The sequence below is a fragment of the Vibrio owensii CAIM 1854 = LMG 25443 genome (genome assembly GCF_000817815.1).
Taxonomy (GTDB): Bacteria; Pseudomonadota; Gammaproteobacteria; order Enterobacterales; family Vibrionaceae; genus Vibrio; species Vibrio owensii.
In genome coordinates this window covers 58862-79742 of sequence record NZ_JPRD01000019.1, presented here as the reverse complement: position 1 = coordinate 79742, position 20881 = coordinate 58862, and the positions used below count along the sequence as shown (strand labels likewise).

The 20881-nt window shown below is 42.1% G+C and carries 15 protein-coding genes and 1 other RNA gene; 11 read left to right on the top strand and 5 right to left on the bottom strand.

All coding sequences use genetic code 11. From position 1 onward, the window contains the following. The first annotated feature begins 183 nt into the window (after positions 1–183). Complete coding sequence (locus tag H735_RS12355) at positions 184–1449, top strand: erythromycin esterase family protein (RefSeq protein WP_020196778.1); 1266 nt, start codon at positions 184–186, stop codon at positions 1447–1449. Between the two features lie 56 nt (positions 1450–1505). On the opposite strand, the gene H735_RS12350 is transcribed toward H735_RS12355, so the two are convergent. Further along, positions 1506–1862, bottom strand: a complete 357-nt coding sequence (locus H735_RS12350; RefSeq protein ID WP_020196779.1) for an RnfH family protein — start codon at positions 1860–1862, stop codon at positions 1506–1508. After that, a complete protein-coding gene (locus H735_RS12345) occupies positions 1852–2295 on the bottom strand; it encodes an SRPBCC family protein (RefSeq protein ID WP_005424743.1) in 444 nt (147 codons plus the stop codon). The genes H735_RS12350 and H735_RS12345 overlap by 11 nt, the downstream gene beginning before the upstream one ends. Positions 2296–2413: 118 nt before the next feature. Between H735_RS12345 and smpB the strand changes: the two genes are divergently transcribed. The 9 genes from smpB (at position 2414) to H735_RS12305 (ending at position 15486) form a co-directional block, all read left to right on the top strand. After that, complete coding sequence (smpB, locus tag H735_RS12340) at positions 2414–2899, top strand: SsrA-binding protein SmpB (protein WP_005440253.1); 486 nt, start codon at positions 2414–2416, stop codon at positions 2897–2899. A 68-nt stretch (positions 2900–2967) separates the two neighbouring features. Then, positions 2968–3335, top strand: a transfer-messenger RNA (tmRNA) gene (gene ssrA / locus H735_RS30065). Between the two features lie 181 nt (positions 3336–3516). After that, a complete protein-coding gene (locus H735_RS12335; RefSeq protein WP_020196780.1) occupies positions 3517–4749 on the top strand; it encodes an integrase domain-containing protein in 1233 nt (410 codons plus the stop codon). 611 nt (positions 4750–5360) lie between these two features. Continuing rightward, positions 5361–5636 carry a helix-turn-helix transcriptional regulator gene (locus H735_RS12330; RefSeq protein ID WP_020196781.1) on the top strand — a complete coding sequence of 92 codons (276 nt, stop codon included), beginning with the start codon at positions 5361–5363 and terminating at the stop codon, positions 5634–5636. Positions 5637–5774: 138 nt separating this feature from the next. Further along, positions 5775–8186: a hypothetical protein gene (locus tag H735_RS12325; RefSeq protein WP_020196782.1), complete on the top strand. Its 2412-nt coding sequence runs from the start codon at positions 5775–5777 to the stop codon at positions 8184–8186. Positions 8187–8400: 214 nt separating this feature from the next. Beyond that, positions 8401–10092, top strand: coding sequence for a type I restriction-modification system subunit M (locus tag H735_RS12320; RefSeq protein ID WP_020196783.1), 1692 nt, complete (start codon positions 8401–8403; stop codon positions 10090–10092). Then, positions 10082–11308 carry a restriction endonuclease subunit S gene (locus tag H735_RS12315; protein ID WP_080641604.1) on the top strand — a complete coding sequence of 409 codons (1227 nt, stop codon included), beginning with the start codon at positions 10082–10084 and terminating at the stop codon, positions 11306–11308. Before H735_RS12320 ends, H735_RS12315 begins: the two co-directional genes overlap by 11 nt. 99 nt (positions 11309–11407) lie before the next feature. After that, a complete protein-coding gene (locus H735_RS12310) occupies positions 11408–14779 on the top strand; it encodes a type I restriction endonuclease subunit R (protein WP_020196785.1) in 3372 nt (1123 codons plus the stop codon). A 5-nt stretch (positions 14780–14784) separates the two neighbouring features. Beyond that, complete coding sequence (locus H735_RS12305; protein WP_020196786.1) at positions 14785–15486, top strand: YgjP family zinc-dependent metalloprotease; 702 nt, start codon at positions 14785–14787, stop codon at positions 15484–15486. 982 nt (positions 15487–16468) lie between these two features. Here H735_RS12305 and H735_RS12300 read toward each other — a convergent pair. Further along, on the bottom strand, positions 16469–17044 hold the full coding sequence (locus H735_RS12300) for a recombinase family protein (protein WP_020196787.1): 576 nt from the start codon (positions 17042–17044) through the stop codon (positions 16469–16471). A gap of 224 nt (positions 17045–17268) precedes the next feature. Between H735_RS12300 and H735_RS29655 the strand changes: the two genes are divergently transcribed. Then, positions 17269–18288, top strand: a complete 1020-nt coding sequence (locus H735_RS29655) for a type II toxin-antitoxin system PemK/MazF family toxin (RefSeq protein WP_020196788.1) — start codon at positions 17269–17271, stop codon at positions 18286–18288. Between the two features lie 279 nt (positions 18289–18567). Here the strand turns inward: H735_RS29655 and H735_RS12290 are convergent, their stop codons facing one another. Beyond that, positions 18568–19116, bottom strand: coding sequence for a hypothetical protein (locus H735_RS12290; RefSeq protein WP_020196789.1), 549 nt, complete (start codon positions 19114–19116; stop codon positions 18568–18570). Positions 19117–20711: 1595 nt separating this feature from the next. Further along, entirely contained in the window at positions 20712–20858 is a 147-nt protein-coding gene (locus tag H735_RS30900) for a hypothetical protein (RefSeq protein ID WP_155399397.1), read from the bottom strand. Between the last annotated feature and the right edge of the window lie 23 nt (positions 20859–20881).

Below are 20881 nucleotides of genomic sequence, written 5' to 3'. Positions count from 1 at the left end.
ACCTATATCAGGACGGGTCATTGTAACTCACTCTAACTCCCTAATTCACAGCTTTATTTTCCCTCTTACTCTCCCTTCATCGCTTTGTTTGAATGGACTCGCAAATCCTCTTGTTGAGCATTTTTTATGCAACCACTCACATTTAATCTGAATGGAGTAATGGTTCATGCAAGGAACACGAAAATGAAAGCAATGTCTTATGGTCTACTCGCCATCTCTTCACTCCTTTTGCTTGGCTGTGATGATGACGATTCGAAAGAACAAATCGCTATCACGTCCCATATCAACAGTTTAGAGTTTAATCATGCGGATGACTCAGACCTCGAGCCCATCAGGCAAGCTGTAGCTGGTAAATCATTTATTGGTCTCGGTGAAGCGACTCATGGGGGAGCACAAGGCTACAAGTTAAAATCTCGTATTACCAAATACTTGCATCAGTCTGGTGAAATCGACGTTCTTGCAATGGAAAGTGGCCTGTATGACGGACTTCGCTTGTGGCAACGCTTGATGGATGGAGAAATCACCGATGTACGAGACGCCATGCTCTACTCTTTCATGTTCCTCTACTCAGAAACTCCAGAAATCTACCCGTTATACGAGTACGTTGAGCAACAAGCGTTTACTGACAAGCCTTTGTATTATGTTGCATTTGATGGCAGACACAGCAGTGACCCTGCTTACAGTACCATGCTGCCAGAAATGCAAACATTCGCAGAGAAGCACCAATTGATTAACCTAGATTGGACCAGTTTTATCACCAACGGCGAGGCAATGATGTGCCCTTGGTATTTTGCCGAGCCAGACCACAGCGCGAAGCAAGCATTTATCAATCAACTTGCGTCTCTTAACTCTGTGATGTCTCAAATGAAAGCCGAACAACTCCTACCTCCATTGAAACAAAGGCAAGATTTTCGTGAATACGCCACCTTCTGGTTGCAGATAGTCAAAAGCATGCAAGCGCATGTGCAAAGTCGCTGGTTTGATACCTACAACCCAGATGAGATCATGCAAGCCGACAACTTGCGATGGCTACAGAAAGAGTGGTTACCAGGTAAAAGCATTCTCGCTTGGGGCCACAACGTCCACATAAGTAACTACGTTGGTGCATGGCATGACAGCACCGGTGCATTTTGGCATCTGCGCCAACAAATAGATCCAAATGAAGTGTACAGCTTGATTCATACCTTCGAAGATGGATACATCACTCCAATGGAATCCGATCCAGAGCTACGGGTAATTCCTCATTTTTCAACTCGTGAGATGGGAAGTGTGGAGAAACTCTTGGCACAAAATGGCGTCGAAAATGCGTTTATAAAAATGGAAGATATTGCCGGGTTAAAACACCCAGACAGCATCATTTACCAACCTCTAAGCTACGCCAACGACCTAGCGGAAGGAATTATCTACACCAGAACAGAAACTCCGAGTTCGATAGACTCGCCAAGATAAACGCCAGAAACGACAAAACCTCCCAGTTGGGAGGTTTTGTTTTATATCTTCAAGTGTTATTCCGCAGATTTTCTCAAGGTGTTTGGCTTCCCGTCCGTCACAGGGTCTGCACTGCCTGCCACTTTTGCTTGCTCAGCTCGTTTACGGCGAATCTCTTTTGGATCCGCCAGTAGCGGACGGTAGATTTCGATTCGGTCTTTGTCTCGAACCGTCGCATCTAGTCGAACGTTGCGGCTGTAAACGCCGACTTTATTCTTCTTCAAATCAATCTCTGGGTACAATTCAAGTACACCAGACTGACGAATAATCTCTTCAACCGTTGCTTGGTTGTTCACAACCAAATTGAACACACGCTGCTCCTGAGGAAGTGCATACACCACCTCAACATGAATCATATCCGACTCAATACTCATAGCACTCGTACACCTGTTTCGCACGTTTAGTAAAAGCGTTTACCATGTTGCTGGTTAGCTCATTAAAGATTTTGCCAAAAGCCATCTCAATCATTTTGCTTGAGAATTCAAACTCAAGTTTCAGCTCAACTTTACAAGCCTGCTCATCAAGTGCGGTAAAGATCCATCCACCACGAAGGGTCTTAAAAGGACCATCCACCAGATTCATCATGATCGCTTGGCCAGGAATAAGTTCATTAGAAGTTGTAAACGTCTTGCTGATACCTGCTTTCGCCACGTCGACAGAAGCCACCATACCTTCGCCCGAAGACTCAATGATTCGTGAACCTGAACAACCAGGTAGAAACTCAGGATACTTCGAAACATCATTGACCAGATCGAACATCTGCTCTGCACTAAAAGACACCAAAGCAGAACGGCTGATTTGCTTCATACACACTCCTATCGATACGCGTACAAGTTTAAGACTTGTGCCAATTTTACTTTTATTCGACGATAGCGCAAATAAAAGGATTTCCTAACGTATACCCAACCCGTATAATGAGGCCATTATGGTAAAGAAAAAATCAAAACAAAAAGCGGGTAGCAACACTATCGCGCTTAATAAAAAAGCTCGCCACGAATACTTCATTGACGATGAAATTGAAGCAGGCTTGGAGCTACAAGGCTGGGAAGTGAAAGCACTTCGCCAAGGTAAAGCCAATATCGCTGAAAGCTACGTTTTCATGCGTGACGGAGAGGCTTTTGTCAGCGGAATGACCATCACTCCTCTTAATCAAGCATCAACTCACGTTGTCGCAAACCCTACCCGTGTGCGCAAACTACTAATGAGTCGTCGTGAACTCGACAACCTTCTTGGTCGCATCAACCGTGAAGGTATGACGCTAGCCGCATTGTCACTGTACTGGTCTCGCTCTTGGGTGAAGATCAAAATCGGTGTTGCGAAAGGTAAAAAACTTCACGACAAACGTACCGATCTGAAAGAAAAAGACTGGGCTCGTGAAAAAGCACGCGTGATGAAGAGTTCACTGCGTTAAACTTGACCACTTAGACGCATAGTACTGGACAGCTTAGGCTTTTCTGTTACTATGCCGATATTACCTCTGGGGCTGATTTAGGATTCGACGGGAATTCAGAAGTCTGAGGTGCATGCCGAGGTGCGGTAGGCCTCGTTAACAAACCGCAAAAAAATAGTCGCAAACGACGAAAACTACGCACTAGCAGCTTAATAACCTGCTCAGAGCTCTCTCGCCCTAGCTTCCGCACGTAAGACGGGGACCAACGAGGGATCAAACCCAAACGCGCTAGCCCGGATTCTCCCGCCTGAGAGATGAACGGCGAATTCTAATTCAGGATAGTCATTCATTAGCGTGTCGGTTCGCAGGTGGGTGGTGAATTTAAAGATCGACTAAGCATGTAGTACCAATGATGAAAGGTTTTCGGACGCGGGTTCAACTCCCGCCAGCTCCACCAAATACGCGTATCGGGACATCTCAGGATGTCCCGTTTTCTTTTCTAAAGCCTTGTAATACCTAGCATTGAACGTCTCACACTATCTCATCGTGATTCACTTAATCTCTCTTCTTTAGTAACATCCTTTGCAACACCACAGAATTTAGTCACATTCTGTTGTTACATCGTAAAGGACAATAAAATGGCTAGACAAATCAAGCCCTTATCTACAACGCAAGTCAGTAAAGCAAAACCAGCAGAAAAAGAATATTCACTGGCTGATGGGAACGGTCTGTACCTACGAATTAAGCCTAATGGTTCAAAACTATGGCTATTCAATTACATTCACCCTACAACTAAAAAGCGTAAAAACATTGGGTTAGGAGTATTTCCTGATATCACTCTGGCATCAGCGAGAGAAAAAACAAGAGAGATGCGTACCTTGGTGGCTGAAGGTATCGATCCAAAGACATATAGAGATAATCAACGCATCAATGCTCAGATCGCTCAAGCCTCAACATTAAGAGCAGTTGCTGAAGAATGGTTTGAGGTAAAGAAAAAACCTCAGGTTTCAGAAGATTATGCCGATGACATTTGGCGTTCACTAGAACTACATATCTTTCCTAATCTCGGCAACCTACCTATCAATGAACTTAATAATGCCATCGTTGTTAAGGTGTTAAGACCTGTTGAAGCAAAAGGTTCACTGGAAACCGTAAAACGCGTATGCCAACGCTTGAGAGAGATCTCGAAGTACGCATCTTACTGCGGATATCTTCAATACCCTGTGTTGGAAGGTATTGGTGATGCTTTCAAAAAGCCTAAAAAAGAGCACATGCCTACAATCAAGCCAGACGAGTTAAACCTATTGATGCAAAAGATGTCTTTGGCAAACATCAAGCACATCACTCGTTGTGCATTTGAGTTTCAACTGCACACACTAACTCGTCCAGTTGAATGCGCTCGTGCAGAATGGTCAGAAATCGACTTTGAAAATCGGCTTTGGATCATCAGTCGCGAGAAGATGAAAATGAAGCGAGATCATAAAATACCGCTCTCATATGCTGCAATTCAGCTATTAGAATTCATGAAGCCAATTTCGTTCGGCCAACAGTACGTATTCCCTAGTGGTAAATCGACAGGCGAACATATGAATAGCCAAAGTGTGAATGCTGCTCTTAAACGCGCGGGGATGTCAGGAAAGCTCGTAAGCCATGGCATGCGCTCGATCGGCAGTACAGCTCTTAACGAACAGGGCTTCAACAAAGATGCTATCGAACTGTGTTTGGCACACGTAGACAAAAACACTATTCGTGACATCTACAACAATGCTGAATACCTTGATGAACGCCGAAAAATCATGAACTGGTGGAGTGACTTTATTCTTGAAGCCTCAAAAAACGCTAACACCATAGCAAAGCCTGAACAACACTAATCTGTCTGATTATAAGAGCATTTAGATTGCAGACTAAGTGCTCTCCTTACTCAACGCAGTTAAGAAGCGACTGCTCAATAAACAAGCATATCAAGATAATAATTACACCAGATCAGGAAGGAACATTGATATCGAATGCTATCAGTCAGATATCTCCACCATACCTCTACAAGTTCTTAACTGTACTCAGAATACTGGCGGCAGTAAGGAGCTAGATAGCACCATTTAAGTGACAAAGATCACGGTTAGACAGCAAATTAAATAATTTAATATTGACGATCTGCTGGATCTCAATTAAAACATACCCCGTCCTATAAATACCTTTCTTATTGGAGAACAGACACTTACTAGCTTAAATGCCTTCTGCCACAAGGGCAGTCTACCGAGCCTAATTATTTATTGTTTTTTGATTTCACATTAACTAACCCGCTTAATATCTCTCTGATAGATATTACAGCAACAACATCAAGTTCACTTATATGCACCAATGTATGCATAGGTGGCTCCTGACGCAGCAAGTTATCTGATCGTTTAGATGGCTTATCCCATGACATTTAGGGATGCGCAGAACTAGTTAGTGTCGATCGTCTCTGTAGAAGGTAATGTCTGTTATGAACCACACCCAAATTCAAATCAAAATCGAACGTAAAGCTGACGTACTAAAGCGCGTCCCTTTCTCTCGTGCGACTCTGCACCGCAAAATCAATGACGGCACTTTTCCACCTTCTATTCCTCTAGGCGCAAATTCTGTAGGTTTTCTCGCTCATGAAATCGACACTTTTCTTGCTGCCATCGTGGTCGGTCAAGATCTACAACAAGTAGTCGCTACTTTAGTGGAACAGCGTCAAGCGCTCTTCGACAACCATTTCTTATCACTCGCTGCTTAGCTAATCAATTCGCACAAACTCAATTAAACCAATTGTTTATTGCATGCTTTAGCATGCTGGCAAAAGTGCAGAATTTATTAGTTATATATATTATCTAGTTAATTTTGCACCTTTGCGTTGACCACGGAATAAGAATAAATGAACGTCATCGCGCAATCTCAAACCACAGAGCACACACTAATCCAATCATCAGACAAAACTGTAAAGTCTGTTGCGATTCTAATCTCACAATCAATTGAATACATGGCAACAGAACGCCGAGTCGTTGCACTAAGCAACGACAGCATCAATATGGGTGAAGTGATTGGTTATTATCAAGATGCAGGCTTTGACATTGTGCTCGTTGTTGACTCAAAAATGTTACCTGAGCGAACAGCAAAAATGATGGCGTATAACTATCAAAATGCTCGTGTACCTGTGTTAGATACAACAACAGGCACAATCCACCCGTTAAACGACTTCTACGGTATCGTAAGCTACCTTAGCTTATGCTGCTCATTAACTTCTTGTCCTGATGTTATCACATCGCTAGCAACTCAATTACTTCGCACGATGCCACTGATCAACAGCACTGTTGATTCATGCTTGGCGACCTATGCCGTAAACACAATTAACAAACTACAGCAGCCCGTTTTACGTCATGCTCTCAATGAGCAACTGAGTCATTGTCGCTCTCAGGTTAAAAAGCTTATGTGTCCAACCGTACAAACCGATCTAGTAACAGTAAAAAGCCTAGATGCACTGAAGTGCGCCAAGTTAATCAATAACACGCGAACCCTCGCAATTAAATCAGCGACAGGAACGGGAAAAACCAAACATATCTTTGGCCCTGTGGCGCAAACAGCAAAGAAGCAAAATAAAAAGGTTACTTACCTATCATATCTCACAGCTTTGATTGAGCAATACTGCACCGACAACCTAGCAACCAGTTACAACGATGAGCTATCAAAGTTAGAAGAAGCCTCTGCTATCGGAGTGGTAGTGAATAGCATCTGGAAAACGCACATTTTTACCTTTTTAAAGCAAACCGACATTCTTATCATTGATGAGTTTGAAAAAGTGTTGAGCACCGTTGTTTGTTCTGAACATAGTAAACAACTACCAAAACAGCTTGTCTTTGAATGCTTATCAGAGATTATCCGCAATGTTCCGCAACTTATTGTGGGCGATGCTGACATATCAAACATCGGTTTAAGTTACATCAAAGGGTTACGTGGTGAAGTTACACTTTTAAACTGCACTGCAAATCCATACTCCAACATCAAAGCCGTTATCAGTGATAAAAACCAATACATATCGACCCTTTCTCCAGAGACAAGTCTTGATCAAGATAAGGTGTTTCTCTTCGATTCACTTTCAACACTTCGTCTAGTAACAAAATCACTAGGCTATGAAAATCAAGAACAGCTAGACTGTGAAAAAGCGGCTCTTGCTGACGGCGTACTGATTATTCACGCGGATAACAAAGGAATGCCTGAACAGAGCGCATTTTTAGCGAACCCAAATGGCGAAATCAGCAAATACAAGGCGATTATGGCCTCACCTTGTCTCGGGTCTGGTTTTTCTATAACAACGCATTTTTCTGATAACGTCGTCGTGTTTTGCGATAAAACGCTAGCACCACTTGAGCTAGTAAACTTCGCAAGACGCTTTCGCACAGCAAAAACAATTTGGTTTGTTATCGATGGCAGTGTCGATTTCACAGCACCTAAAGCCCACGACATCAAGTATGACGCGTCATTTCACGTTCAAGCGACGGATAAACTCAATATCGAGTTCGTAAACACAAGGCGCACGCTATTTGCTTCATTCGCTTTGCACATGCATTTAACGCTAGGAGAGCTTGGTTTTGTAACAACCTCAGCGCCATGCTCTCTGTCAGGTCAATACCGTGCTAAACAAAACGTCACGCAGCAACAAAAGTCGTTACAAGAGCTAGTCATTAATGCAATTGTAAATGCGCCTAATTTATCTGACGAACAAGCCGTGATGTTATGTGATTCAAATATACGTACATCTACCGATAATGCGGCTTTAACCAAACGTCGAATCAGAAAAGACTACCAAATACTTAACGTCGTAAAAGGTGATGTTCTTTTTCATTATGAGTTTATGAAACACAGAGATATCTTTGATGCATTTCCTTTTGTTAAACGCCATAAAGTTAAGCAAAATACACAGCCAAAACATCAAGGTACTGCGAACTTTATCTTTCAAACCATTTTGAAAGAACATGGTTTCTGCGAAATCGAAAAGAGCCTGTCTATTCATAGAGATGACGTTCGTATCATCGTTGAGCACTGCTACAACCAAAGAACACATTTGAACTGGGTTTTAGATGAAGCACTGCACATCACGAAACCTTTGCACAAAGAAGCCAAGTTAAATAAAGCAACATCGTACCTGAAAAAGCTGCTCTCCTCGTTCGGCTTTGAAATGGCAAGATTCAGTGGTAACACCAATAAGGCACGCGTAACCCTTCACAAGCATGCTGCGACATATGCAGAAATGGATACCAACCAATACATCCCAGTGGACATCGCAGCATAAAGCCATCTATCCCTACTACCTATAGCTACTGCTTGTTCAGTTACAATCTAAGCAAAGGTGGTAGGGAATAAGATCCTAAACGCACGTTTCCGTGCGACTCTCAAATATCCTGACCTTTGTCTCTCAATTGCTCTATGTTGCGCTATAATGCCCGCAAATTTTGTTCTTTGCCGACTAACCAACAAGGCAAGCCGTGAACGCTAAAGAGATCCAGATGACAAACAATACCACCACTGCCGAAACAGCAGACAAGATCAGCTTAGAAGAACTTAAAACATGGCTTTGGGGCAGCGCAAACATCATGCGCGGCACTGTAGATAGCTCAGACTTCAAAAACTATATCTTCGGTCTTATTTTCCTTAAACGCCTTTCTGATGTGTTTGACGAGCGCGTACAAGCCGTGATGGATGAAGAAGATTGCAGTGCTGACAAAGCAATGGAAAACATCCTAGAAGATAACCCAGAGCAATTCGTGCCAGTGGATGCGCGTTGGGCAAACCTCACCAAGAAATCAGAAAACGTTGGCGAATCTATCGATGAAGCGTTTGCCAAAATTGAAGAACAAAACCCAACCTTAGAAAAAGTGCTAACAGCAATCCAATTCGGTGACAAAGAAAAGCTCAGCAACGAACTTCTTATGCGTCTGCTTCGCCACTTCAACCAACATAAACTGGGCAACAAGAACCTTTACAAGGCTGACTTGCTTGGTGATGCTTACGAATACCTGATTGGTAAATTCGCCGATGATGCTGGCAAAAAAGGCGGCGAGTTTTACACCCCACACGAAGTAGTAGAGCTGATCGTAAAACTGATTGACCCACAACCAGGGCATGAAATCTACGACCTCACCTGCGGATGTGGCGGCATGCTGGTTGAGTCAGCACGTCATATCAAAGACAACTACGACAACGGTACAGTGATGGGGAAACCGAACTGTAAGTTGTACGGTCAAGAGAAAAACCTAGGTACATGGGCCATTGCCAAGCTAAACATGTTCTTGCATAACCTTGATGGGGACATCAAGCGTGGTGATACCTTGGTTAACCCACTACACAAAAGTGGCGAAGGCTTACAAACCTTTGACCGAGTAATCGCGAATCCGCCATTTTCAATCAAAGAGTGGTGGGAGCCACTAGAAGTAAACAAAAAGACCAAAATCGATAAAAATGGTAAAGAAAAAGAAATCGCACCAAAATACTCTACAGAACTAAAAGACAAATTTGGTCGTTTTGGTCTAGGCATTGCTCCACGCACCAAAGCGGATCTGGCTTTTGTTCAGCATATGATTGCCTCTACCAAAGATGATGGTCGAATCGGTGTAGTTGTACCTCATGGTGTGCTTTTCCGTGAAGGCGATGAAGGCAAAATCCGTAAAGGCATGCTAGTTGGCAAAGATGATTTTAAAGGCGACTTGATTGAGGGGGTGGTTGGTTTGCCGCCAGCACTTTTCTTCAACACGGGTATCGCGGCAGCAGTGCTGATCATCAACAAAAACAAGCCAGCAGCATTGAAGAACAAGGTTATCTTCGTTGATGCTTCTGCTGAATTTGGTGAAGGCAAAGCGATGAACTTCCTACGTGAAGCTGATATCAAACGCATTACGACTGAATACAATAAGGCGAAGCAAACTCTCGTAGACGCAGGGGAGCAAACCGAAGATAAGCTTTCAGAGCTATTGGATTCCGTCGCGGTAGATAAATACCTACGGATGGTCGATATCGAAGAGATTAAGCAAAACGACTTTAACCTCAATATCAGCCGTTATATCGACACATCTGAAGAAGAAGATAGTATCAATCTAGATGTAGTTTTAAATAACCTACACGCCATAAATATAGAGCTAAATCAGGCAGAGTTTGAGCTGAAGAAACACTTGAGCATTTTGGGGCTAGCTTATGAAAAGTAATACGACAGAACTAGTTCCTCTATCCACAATTGCCGATATCATCATGGGACAATCTCCAAAAGGAGATACTTACAACAAGGACTCCGTTGGAACTCCTCTTTTAAACGGGCCGACCGAATTTACGGACAGATACCCCAAAAAGATTCAATGGACAACCGCCCCAACAAAGCTATGCAAAAAAAATGATGTTTTGCTTTGTGTCCGTGGAAGCTCAACAGGAAGAATTAATATTTCAAACGACGAATATTGCATTGGTCGAGGTCTGGCCGCTATTCGAAAAAAGTCCAATTTTAGCCAAGAATTCTTAATCCAATGTATGCAATTTCACATTGATTCGATCATAAGACTCGCTTCTGGAACAACATTCCCTAACCTAGATAGAAAAACTATTTCTAGCTTACTAGTGCCAAAATTGGCAACTCAAGAACAACAAAAAATCGCAGAAATCCTATCAACCGTTGATAAGAAGATTGACCTTATTGACCAAAAGATAGCTGAAACCGAAAAGCTCAAAATAGGCTTAATGCAAAAGCTGTTTTCAGAAGGCGTTGGTGTTCAAGATTCAGATGGTAACTGGCAGCCTCATAGTGAGTTTCAAGATTCTCCATTTGGGAGGATTCCTGCAACTTGGCGTTATGACTCTGTAAGATCATTAGTTTCGATAAAGTCCCCTAAGTATGACCCAAAAGTTGAAACTGATAGCTTCCCGTGTATTGAACTCGAACATTTATCTCAAGGAAGTGGTGAGATACTAGGTACAGTTAACTCATTAAACCTTGCCAGCACAAAAAACTGTTTTACGAAAGGTGAGGTTCTGTTTGGTAAACTTCGCCCTTACCTTAAAAAGTTTGCTCAACCAAGCTTCCAAGGAGTATGTAGTTCCGAAATTTGGGTAATGAAAACAATTAATGAAGAAAAGCTTCACAATAATTTTTTGTATTTCTTTGTTCAACATGAACGATTCATCAACGAAACAAACAAGTCTTGTGGCACAAAAATGCCAAGGGCAGATTGGAAAGTAGTATCTGAACTCCAGTTACCAGTTCCTTCAATTGAAGAACAATTAGAAATTGCTAATATTTTGAGCTGTATTGATACAAATTTAGGACTCCTCAAGCAACAAAAAGCCGAAACGCAGCAATTAAAAAAAGGCTTAATGCAAAAGCTGTTAACTGGTGAATGGCGAGTTCCGTTAGATAACCCAGAAGCGGCTTAACCATTCGAGTAATGATGCCTTCAACAGAAGGCATCTCATTAACAAACCACATTAATAAGAACAATAAAAAACCAATAACAATAAAGAAAGGAATGCGCCATGTCAGATCAGGCAGAATCATCAAAACCAGAACTCGTTGGGGTAGAACGTCCTGCAATTGAGTGGCTAAAAAAGCTCGGCTATACCCACATCAAAGGAAGCCAAGTTGAACAGGCGCACAAAACTGAACCTGTGATTTTAGAAGAGATACTGACTGATCGACTACATGCACTTAACCCTTGGCTTGCCGAAGTGCCTAATGGCGCATACAAGGCTATCAAGCAACTGCGTGATATCTGGTTTATGCACAATAACGACTTGATGCTTGCCAACCACGCATTCTGGAAAGATGTACTCTTCCAATCCAACCTACAACAAAAAGATAAACATGGTCAGCCTCGTAGTATCCGCTTTATTGATCAAGCAGGTGCCGAGGGTAACGCATTCCATGTCGTCGATCAGTACATTGGCAAAAATGCCAATGAGGAGCAATTCAAACCTGATCTGCTGTTGTTCATCAATGGTTTACCACTCGGGCTTATCGAGTGTAAAAATAGCGCCATTAAGCTTAGCAAAGGCATAGCCCAAATCGATGGCTATCAAGGCTCTTTTACCCAGCATTTCGCGTTTAATATGGTCTGTGCCGCCATTAACCGCAGCCAAGCCAAATACGGGGCAATTTGTGCTTCAGAACAGTTCTATCTGACTTACAAGTTTGATTCGAAAAAACCTGACGAGAACACTGTTCTAGAAACGTTAGAAAATCTGCTGGGTAAAACGCCATCCGAGCAAGACAAGCTGCTGTGGGCACTGTTTGAACCATCTCGTTTCGTTCGTCTTGTTTGCTTCTACCCGATGTATGAAGTAGAAAAAGGCATCATGATTAAAAAGCTACCGCGCTATCAACAATGGCGTGCGGTAGAGAAAACCTTGCTACGCTTACAAGGTCGAGATCCTGAACTACTGGGTAAAGAAATTGGTGGTGTGGTTTGGCATACCCAAGGCAGCGGAAAATCGCTCACGATGGCACTACTAGCTCGCCTAATGCGTGCGGAAATTTCTGGCTTTAATAACCCCAGCATCTTGGTTCTTACTGACCGTACTGACCTCGATCGCCAAATTCATAACACTTTCACCAATGTCGGTCTTGAATCTGCTAAAGCCAGTTCTGTTGCAGGCTTAGAAGCGCTTTTAAGTAACGACTACGGCGCGATCTTTACTTCTACAGTGCAAAAGTTTCAAGAAAGTGATGGTAAGCAAATTAAAGCAGCGAAAGAATCGGAAGATGAAGATGCTACAGCAGACTCAAAAAGCCGCGTAAGACGAGTATTACGTAAAGATAATGCAGGCAATGAACAGTGCTGGATCTTAAAAGAGAACAATGTTCTTTACGGTCACACGGACGCGAGTGGCAATCCTAAAAATGCCAAGTGGGAACTGATCAGTGAAGAGAAAGTTGATTTTCGTGTTTTGAGCACCAAGCCAAACTTCTTCGTAATGGTTGATGAAGCTCACCGCAGTCAATACGGATTCTTAGCAGCATTTATGCGTGCCTCTTTACCTAACGCCAAGTTCGTCGCGTTCACTGGAACTCCCCTATTCAAAGACGATAAAGAAACCTTAGGTACGTTCGGTGGAAAAAACTACATCGACACCTACCGACTCGATGAGGCGGTTGCTGATGGCGCAACACTTCCAATCAAATATCTTGAAGGCATGGCGCAATGGGGCAGTGACGGAAAGCTGAAACAAGCATTTGAAGACCAGTTTGGGAAAGAACCTCTCGCTCGCAAGAAAAAACTCAAACAAGAGTTACTAAAAAAACGCCGAGGGGCTATCAGTCGTATTGAAGAAAATGCGCTTCACTTGGTTGAGCACTTCTTATCTAGTGTGCGTCCTCGTGGTTTTAAAGCGATGCTGGTATGTGATGGTCGTGATATGGCTGTTCGCTATAAAGATGTTCTGAACCAAATCATGCAAGAACGTAAAGACAAAGGTCTGCCGACCTTTGAAAGCCGAGTGGTTATCTCGCTTGGTAGCATGACAGATAAGCGTACTGGTATCAGCGAGCAGCAAGCTCACTACGCGACTGGAGCTACCTCAAAGCTCGAAACCATCGAAGAACGTATTAAGCGCGAAACCAAGGAAGGGAAAACGCCAATTGCAGTTCCCTCTGAAGATATTCCAAACTTGGTAAACGAAGAGTTTAAGCTGCCGTACGGTGATGAATCAGAAAATACCAAAGAAGAAACCAAATTCAACAATATCGGACTAATCATCGTTTCTGACATGCTACTCACAGGATGGGATGCCCCTATTGTCAGCACTCTCTATCTTGATAAGCCATTAAAGGAGCACACCCTACTCCAAGCTATCGCCCGCGTTAACCGTACTCGTAAAGGTAAGAAAGCGGGTTATATCGTCGATTATTTTGGCGTTGTTGAATACCTTGATGAAGCACTCAAAGTGTATGGCGGTGATGTACAACCTGAGCAAGTATGGACAGATGTAGAAGCGGAGCTACCAAGGCTACAAGCTGCTCTTACTAAAGTCGTGGATATACTGCCTAAAAAACATCACCCCGTAAAGCAACCTGAGCCGTACAAAGAAGATGCTGATCTCTACTTAGACCCAGACGCTCGTTTAGATGTTGTTGAGGATTTTCTCGTTGCTCTAGCCGAGTTTAATAGCCGCTTAGATGTCGTCTTACCTGACGAGAGAGGAGCGCCGTATCAGCCTTACTTCAAAGTGCTCAATGAGATCAAACTACAATTACGCAATAAAATGCCTGATAGCGCGGATGCGGTTCGTATCACCGCTTCTGAATCAGAATTGCTGAAAAAAATGCTCGACGACCATATCGAGGCAAGTGAAGTAAAAAGTCTGCTAGGTCGTGAAGTATCTATCCTAGATGCTGCCGATATGGATCTACTACGTAAGCAAAAGAGTGCAGGCAGTGCTGCACTCGTCATGAAGAATAAACTCAAGCACACCATCAAGACGGGTAAAGGTAAAGACCCTGCTTTCTTTGGCGATCTTGAAGAAGAGTTAGAGAAACTCATCCAAGACGAACGTGAAGGGCGTATTGAGCAGGCTCTATTCCTAGAGCAGCTAGAACTCTTTGCTCAACGAGTGCGTGATAAAGATGCGAAACCATCTGAGATGGGCTTAGCTACAGCAACCGAACGAGCCGTGTTCAACTACCTTGAAAAACAAGTAGATGAAGCTGAAGCACTGGCCTGGACGAAAGGTATCTTTAACCATCCTGATATCGCTGAAGTCATGCTGTCACCGATTTGGAAAAAACAGACCGATATTCATAATGAGATCAAAAAGACGATTCGTACCATTTTGCGGGGGCTTGGTGGTTGGGACATGACGGTAGCACGACAGCACTCAGCGGAAATCTTTAATATCATGAAGAACAACTAATCACTATGCCAATTTATCAATATGGAACAACAGAGATCGAATGGGTATTTAAGTTAGACTCAAAATTAGCCCATCACTACATAACTGTTGAACGTGGTAAGAAGGTACTTCTACGTGGGCCTGACGTACCTGAAGAAGAACAGCAAGCGTTAATTCGCTACAGAGCACGTTGGATCAAACAACGACTAGCCGAGGTTAACCAACCTCTCAAAGAAGAGATAGTCACGGGTAGCAGAGCACCCTACCGTGGTCGAACGTTCTATTGTGAAGTAATCCCCGCCCCCGATCTCTCTAAGGTTGAAATTAGCTTTACTCAGAGCCGATTCAAGATTCTTTCACCCGAGGGGACTTATGTGAGTCGTAACTTGTTTAAAGCGGCACTAGAACGCTTTTACAAGCACAAAGCACAAGAAAAGATTGGTGCTCGCCTCCGTTACTGGCAGAAAGAAACAGGGTTAGAAGCGACAACATTTCGCATAAAGAGGTTTGATGCAAGGTGGGCAAATTGTACTGAGAACAATGTTCTTGAGTTTCATCCTCGATGCATGGAATTTTCGAATAAAGCTATGGATTACGTGATTATTCATGAACTTTGCCATACGATTGAAAAGAGTCACAACAAGAACTTTTGGAAACTTATTGCAAAACATTGTCCAGAATGGAGAGTTCTGCATGATGAAGTCGAACATTCAGGCATGGTTCTATAGTAGTAACGCTATAATTTAATTAATTTTTTAGGCAGTAACACGAGTAATTTTTTATTGTTCTATTTAATTTCGTTATTTTAACGATTATACATAAATTATTTTTAAGTCAAGCTTAAAAACATCTTGATTAAAGAGATATCATTACATATATTAAATCCGTAGCCAAGAAGCTTACCTAAAATCTAAAAAGTGGTTTAAAGATTTAATTTACAGCTAATAATACATGTTCTTTTTAAGGACAATGTAACTTCCATCTCACAGGTGGCTTAAAGAAATACTTTTAGTAGTAAATAATTCACGAATCTATACACTAATAGATGGTTACATTTCCGCGCCAACAGGCGGTCAAGCGTTGGATAAGAAGGTCGAGTTAATCTCGGCCTTTTTTATTTTCAATAAAAAATTAAATTTTATCAAAAAATAAAAAGTAAAGATTTGGTAGAACCATGTTCGGACGTATCTTATAGGTTTATATACTTCTAAGGTTCTCTATTTAGCAAAGATACGAAGAACAGTGTTCTTCGAAATAGCATTGTTAACCAAATTCAACATTCTCTTATCACTCATACCATGTGGATCAGATAATAAGCACGGTAAGGAAGTAGAAGCTACTACAACTAAATCGTGTTGTCATATATCCACAAGCTTACTGGTGTCATATTTTGTTTAGCGACTTTTTAACTTTGCCGCGTGTGCTGCGCAGCACGCGCAGTTCGTAGATATAAACAACTGGATCTTGTTCATCATATCTACAGCAAGTTTACCTACCATGCTTTGCTTTACGAACCATTGAACTAGCCGCATGTGCTGTCCAGCACGCGCAGTTCATCGGAACCATTTAGATAATGTTTGTTCCATATCTTCTGAACGTTCAATCCGCCATATCTTGCCTAACGAGACATTGGGCTGACCGCGTGTGCTGGCCAGCACGCGCAGTAGCAATAAAAGTGAAGAACACTGTTTTGTGGCATTAGAGCAGCTCTCACTTGTTCCAATGGCGCTTAACCGTCGGCAGAGAGATATCCAGTTTTTTCGCTGTTTTTGATTGTGTGAACCCAAGAGCACGACACTCTTGAACTCTTAACGTTGTGTCTTTAGCTTCAGGTCTACCAATCATCTTTCCTTCCGAGCGCGCTCGTGCCTGCCCTTCTATCGTGCGCTCTCGGATACGATTACGCTCAAACTCTGCAAATGCTGAAAACATCTGTAGCATTAATCGCCCCTCCGCTGAACTTAGATCAGCGGCTGGTAAATCTAACGATATAGGTCTGATTCCTTTCTCTAACAGCATACTAATCGTATGCTGAACATCAATACTATCCCTACCTAGTCGATCTAATTTTAAAACAACCAGTTTGTCACCTTCTTCTAGCTTATGCTCAACCAACATTTTGAAATGCCCACGTTCCATCGCAGGAACGCTACCTGACACAGTTTCAGAAATAACGCGATGGTCTGGAATGTCATAACCAAAATTCTTAATGGCTAGGATCTGGTTTTCTGTTGTTTGTTCGCTTTTTGAAACGCGACAATATGCGAATGTACGTCCCTCAGACATAAATCACCTTTTATAGTTCTTATTTGGTATCATAAGTGGTATCAAAAAGTAAAATAGTATCAACAATTATTATAGGGTAGTTTTTGATACCTATTTCAACTAACTCTAGTTGGTATCTAAAAACGGATGTTTTTTGATGCCTCTTGAGTTGAGCTAAAGGTGATAAAGTAGAAAATCTTGCACATAAAATGCTACTCTACTTAACTAATTGATAGTTCAACATAATGATGAAAATGCGCACGACCTATTATTTGTATGGTACGACCGATGAACTTGGCAGAGAAGAATGCCAAGGGATCACAGAAGTTCTATTCCCAGATATTAACTATGAAAAGAATAGCCATGTAATGACCATTACTAAGATGTTCGTTGGTCAACCACATTGTAGGTGGCAAGTTAAGTCGGTAGAGCATCCAAAAGATGATGAAATCAATGTATATTTAGAGCCTCGTATTCCTAGTGAGCCAGAGGTATTTCTCTCTCAAACTCACAAAGTCAAGCGGAGCGTCATCAGCCAGCTTCGTAAGGGCACTCTTGTTGAGGTGGATTATGGTTATATCCCGTCTGTAAAAAAAAGCTCAGGGGATACTAAGTCCAACAAACGATATCCTGATTCCCGTCAATCTGGCGAAATGCACAAACGAAGGCTTGCTATTGTAGTTAAGGCTTCTGGTAACCGCGTACAGATTGTTCCTGTCTCTTCAAGCATACCGCCAGCAGGTGATCGAGCTTGTTTCGAGTTGGATCGAGCATCTTTGGAAAAACTCATCCATTACAATGATGAAAACAAACAATCTTTTGCCATATGCAGTATGATAGAGACCATCTCGTTGACTCGAATTTTGCCGCCATTAGCCAAGCCTATCAAGAAAGTCGGGAGACAGGCTGCGCAACGGTCTGATGGTTATCCTCATAAACTGTCAAAAATAGATCTGAAAGCATTGGATAAAGCTCTATCGGTAATCGTTGGTATTAGCGATTACCAGGAAATAAAAGAGAAGAACTCGGAACTGTATCTATCAAATAGTGCTTTAAAGAAATCTGAAGCAGCATTGCAGGTCAAGTGTGAGGCCTTTGAAGCTGAAATAGCCAAAGCTCAAGAAAGTCTCCGTGATCGTGATGCACTATGGAATATGGTTGAAGTGCACTTTAGGCAACTTAATCCCACTAAGAGCGAAAAAGAAATTAGTGCTATGATCAGAAGTGAGCTTGAAGAGTGGATCATGATCGCAGATAATAGTTAACTCTGTATAGTAGTCTGAGCGGGTGTTCTTCGGTGAGATGACATCGGCTTGACTTTTCAGATTAGTTCGTATAGATTCTAGTTATTGGGTAAGAACTGGAACGGCTCCCAGCTTACCGACGTCTATAAACGACCTAGCCGCCTATGTAAAAGATACACGACAAAGGCTCGCATTATGCGAGCCTTTGTCGTTTCTACAGCCTGTCAGCAATTTAATTCTAGGGTATGGTAGGTTATTTCATTAATGAACAATGAGGTAGCGTGCGTCGACTTATAGGTGTTAAGGCTCTCTGCGCTGACAATTGATTTGCGTATCTAGCCAAGCGGCAAACCAATTGATCTCTACTGTTGGTATTTTTCTAGCATCGTTCAAATACCAGTCATCAAAAAAAGTTCTGAACAAATCGATCTGATTCTCGATTATCAGAGACATAGGTGTAGCGGTAATATATGTGCTCTGTGAAGATTCTATTTGAGCAATCTCAAGCTCAATGTTCGCTCCTCGATCTAAAGCTTGCTGGAACTGTTGGTGCGTCGCTCTAGCTCTCTCTAGCAGTACTCGCTTTTCGCGGTACAGCCAATCAATGGCAAATAGATTGCCGTATTGCTGTAGAGAGGGTAAGGCAGACAGGAGTGATGCATGTATATCCCCCTGCTCATTAAACTGATCCTTTAAGTAGTACTGAGTATTATTTTTCATCAGAGATAGGGCTATGCTTCTTTGAGTATAAGGAACAGACTCCTGCGGTATCCAGTCTAGCTTTTCAAGTAGCTGACTTTCAATCTGCGCATTTCGCTCATCGATAGTTGCTGTCTTTTCCACCTTCATACCCGTCTCCCAAACAACCTAGTAAGAATGTTATAGTCCCCTTTGATGTGAAGGTCAAATAGTCTATAAAATTCAATTATTTAAGTTATATTATTTGAATATGTTTTTTCGTTGAGATGTCCGATGTTTGTTGGTTGATTCTTGCACTGTTGGAGTGCGGCATATATTGGTGACTATAATCAGCCGCACTCATAGAGTGCGAACTAGAACGAGTGGGATGTAAGGTAATACACTACATGACAAATTGATATTTTTAGATATAAAACCTAAATCATTAAACTTTGATGGAATTTTATTGTGTTTATTTGATTTTAAATAGATGAAAAATGTGGTATAACTATTATAACTTTCATAACAATTATAAATTTATATCACTAATGTAAGGAATGAATTTTCTTCAGGGCGTCTGAGCAAGCTTTTCCCAAAATCCTGCACTTGAAAACACTGCCATTGATGGCACTTTCTCTGCCAACGTTGGCACTAACACTGCCATTAATGGCATTTTATCTGCCAAAGCTTCGCACACAGTGAGTGCGACACGCTTTCCCCATCGCACTAATGGTGTGCAAAAATCAACCAGCGTTGTTCGAACTTTTTTTCTTTGATGGGTAGATCTTTCGCACGGATGAATTCACCGCTTCAGCGAAGGTTTTTGCTTCATCTTCAGTATAGGATTTACGTTCCTTGCGTTGTTTTTCTTTAGTCATAGCTTTTGGTTTACAGATTACAATATTTTCAATCTAACATATCTCTATCGAAGTGTTGAATTATCAATCGTCAGAATTCAAACCTGAGAAGGTTTGGATTAGCTACGGACATATGACGACCTTAGACCTCGTTTGTAATGTCTACCTGTGACTTTCCAGACGTATGAAAGCTCGAGTAGCTAGATGACTGTTTGGCCTGACTATTGATAATAATACTGTGAGCGGTTAGATGTTTGTTTGAGCATCCTTTGCTCTTAAGGCGTTGTTCACTCCTACACCTCAGGCTGTTGGATAACTCTGATGCTTCCATGCCACATGGCAATTAGGCAGCTAGGGATCGATCATAACTACAAACAGGCATGTAGTTAGCTAGTTCCTGTAAAGCTACACATGCCTGCAAAGCCTGACTATTTAATTGGAAATTGTGAGCGGTATGGGGAAGTGGTTAGGTGGATATGTTCGAAAGGGCCGTCTTAAATGTAGATTGCGTAAGGTAATGATCACTCCTACACCCTAAGTTAGAAGGAATTCCGATCGCTCTTACACCTTAGGTTGTTGGATAAATCTGATGTTCCCTGTTCAGCATGGAAATTAGAGTAGTTAGGGATCGATCATAACTACAGACAGGCATGTAGTTAGCTAGTTCCTGTAAAGCTACACATGCCTGCAAAGTCTGACTATTTATTGGAAATTGTCAGCGGTATGGGGGGGAGTGGTAGGGCGCATATGTTCAAAAGGGCCGTCTTAAATGTAGATTGCGTAAGGTAATGATCACTCCTACACCTTAGTTTGCATAGGAGTAATCGTTACAGCTCCTGATTTGATTTTATGTGTTGTTAGTTTCCACACTGAATGAAACGGGGGAGCTCTTTGTATCAATTAACATATCTATGTGTCGCGATTGCTCGTAAATAACCCTTGCTCAAATGTGAACGTAGCAAGCAGACTTTCCATTACCTCGATGTAATTAGGGTAGCGACAATGGAATAAGATAAGGTTTTCCTCAGAATCTACTACTGCACGAATATTGTTCATGCCACTGTCCACTATATATTGAT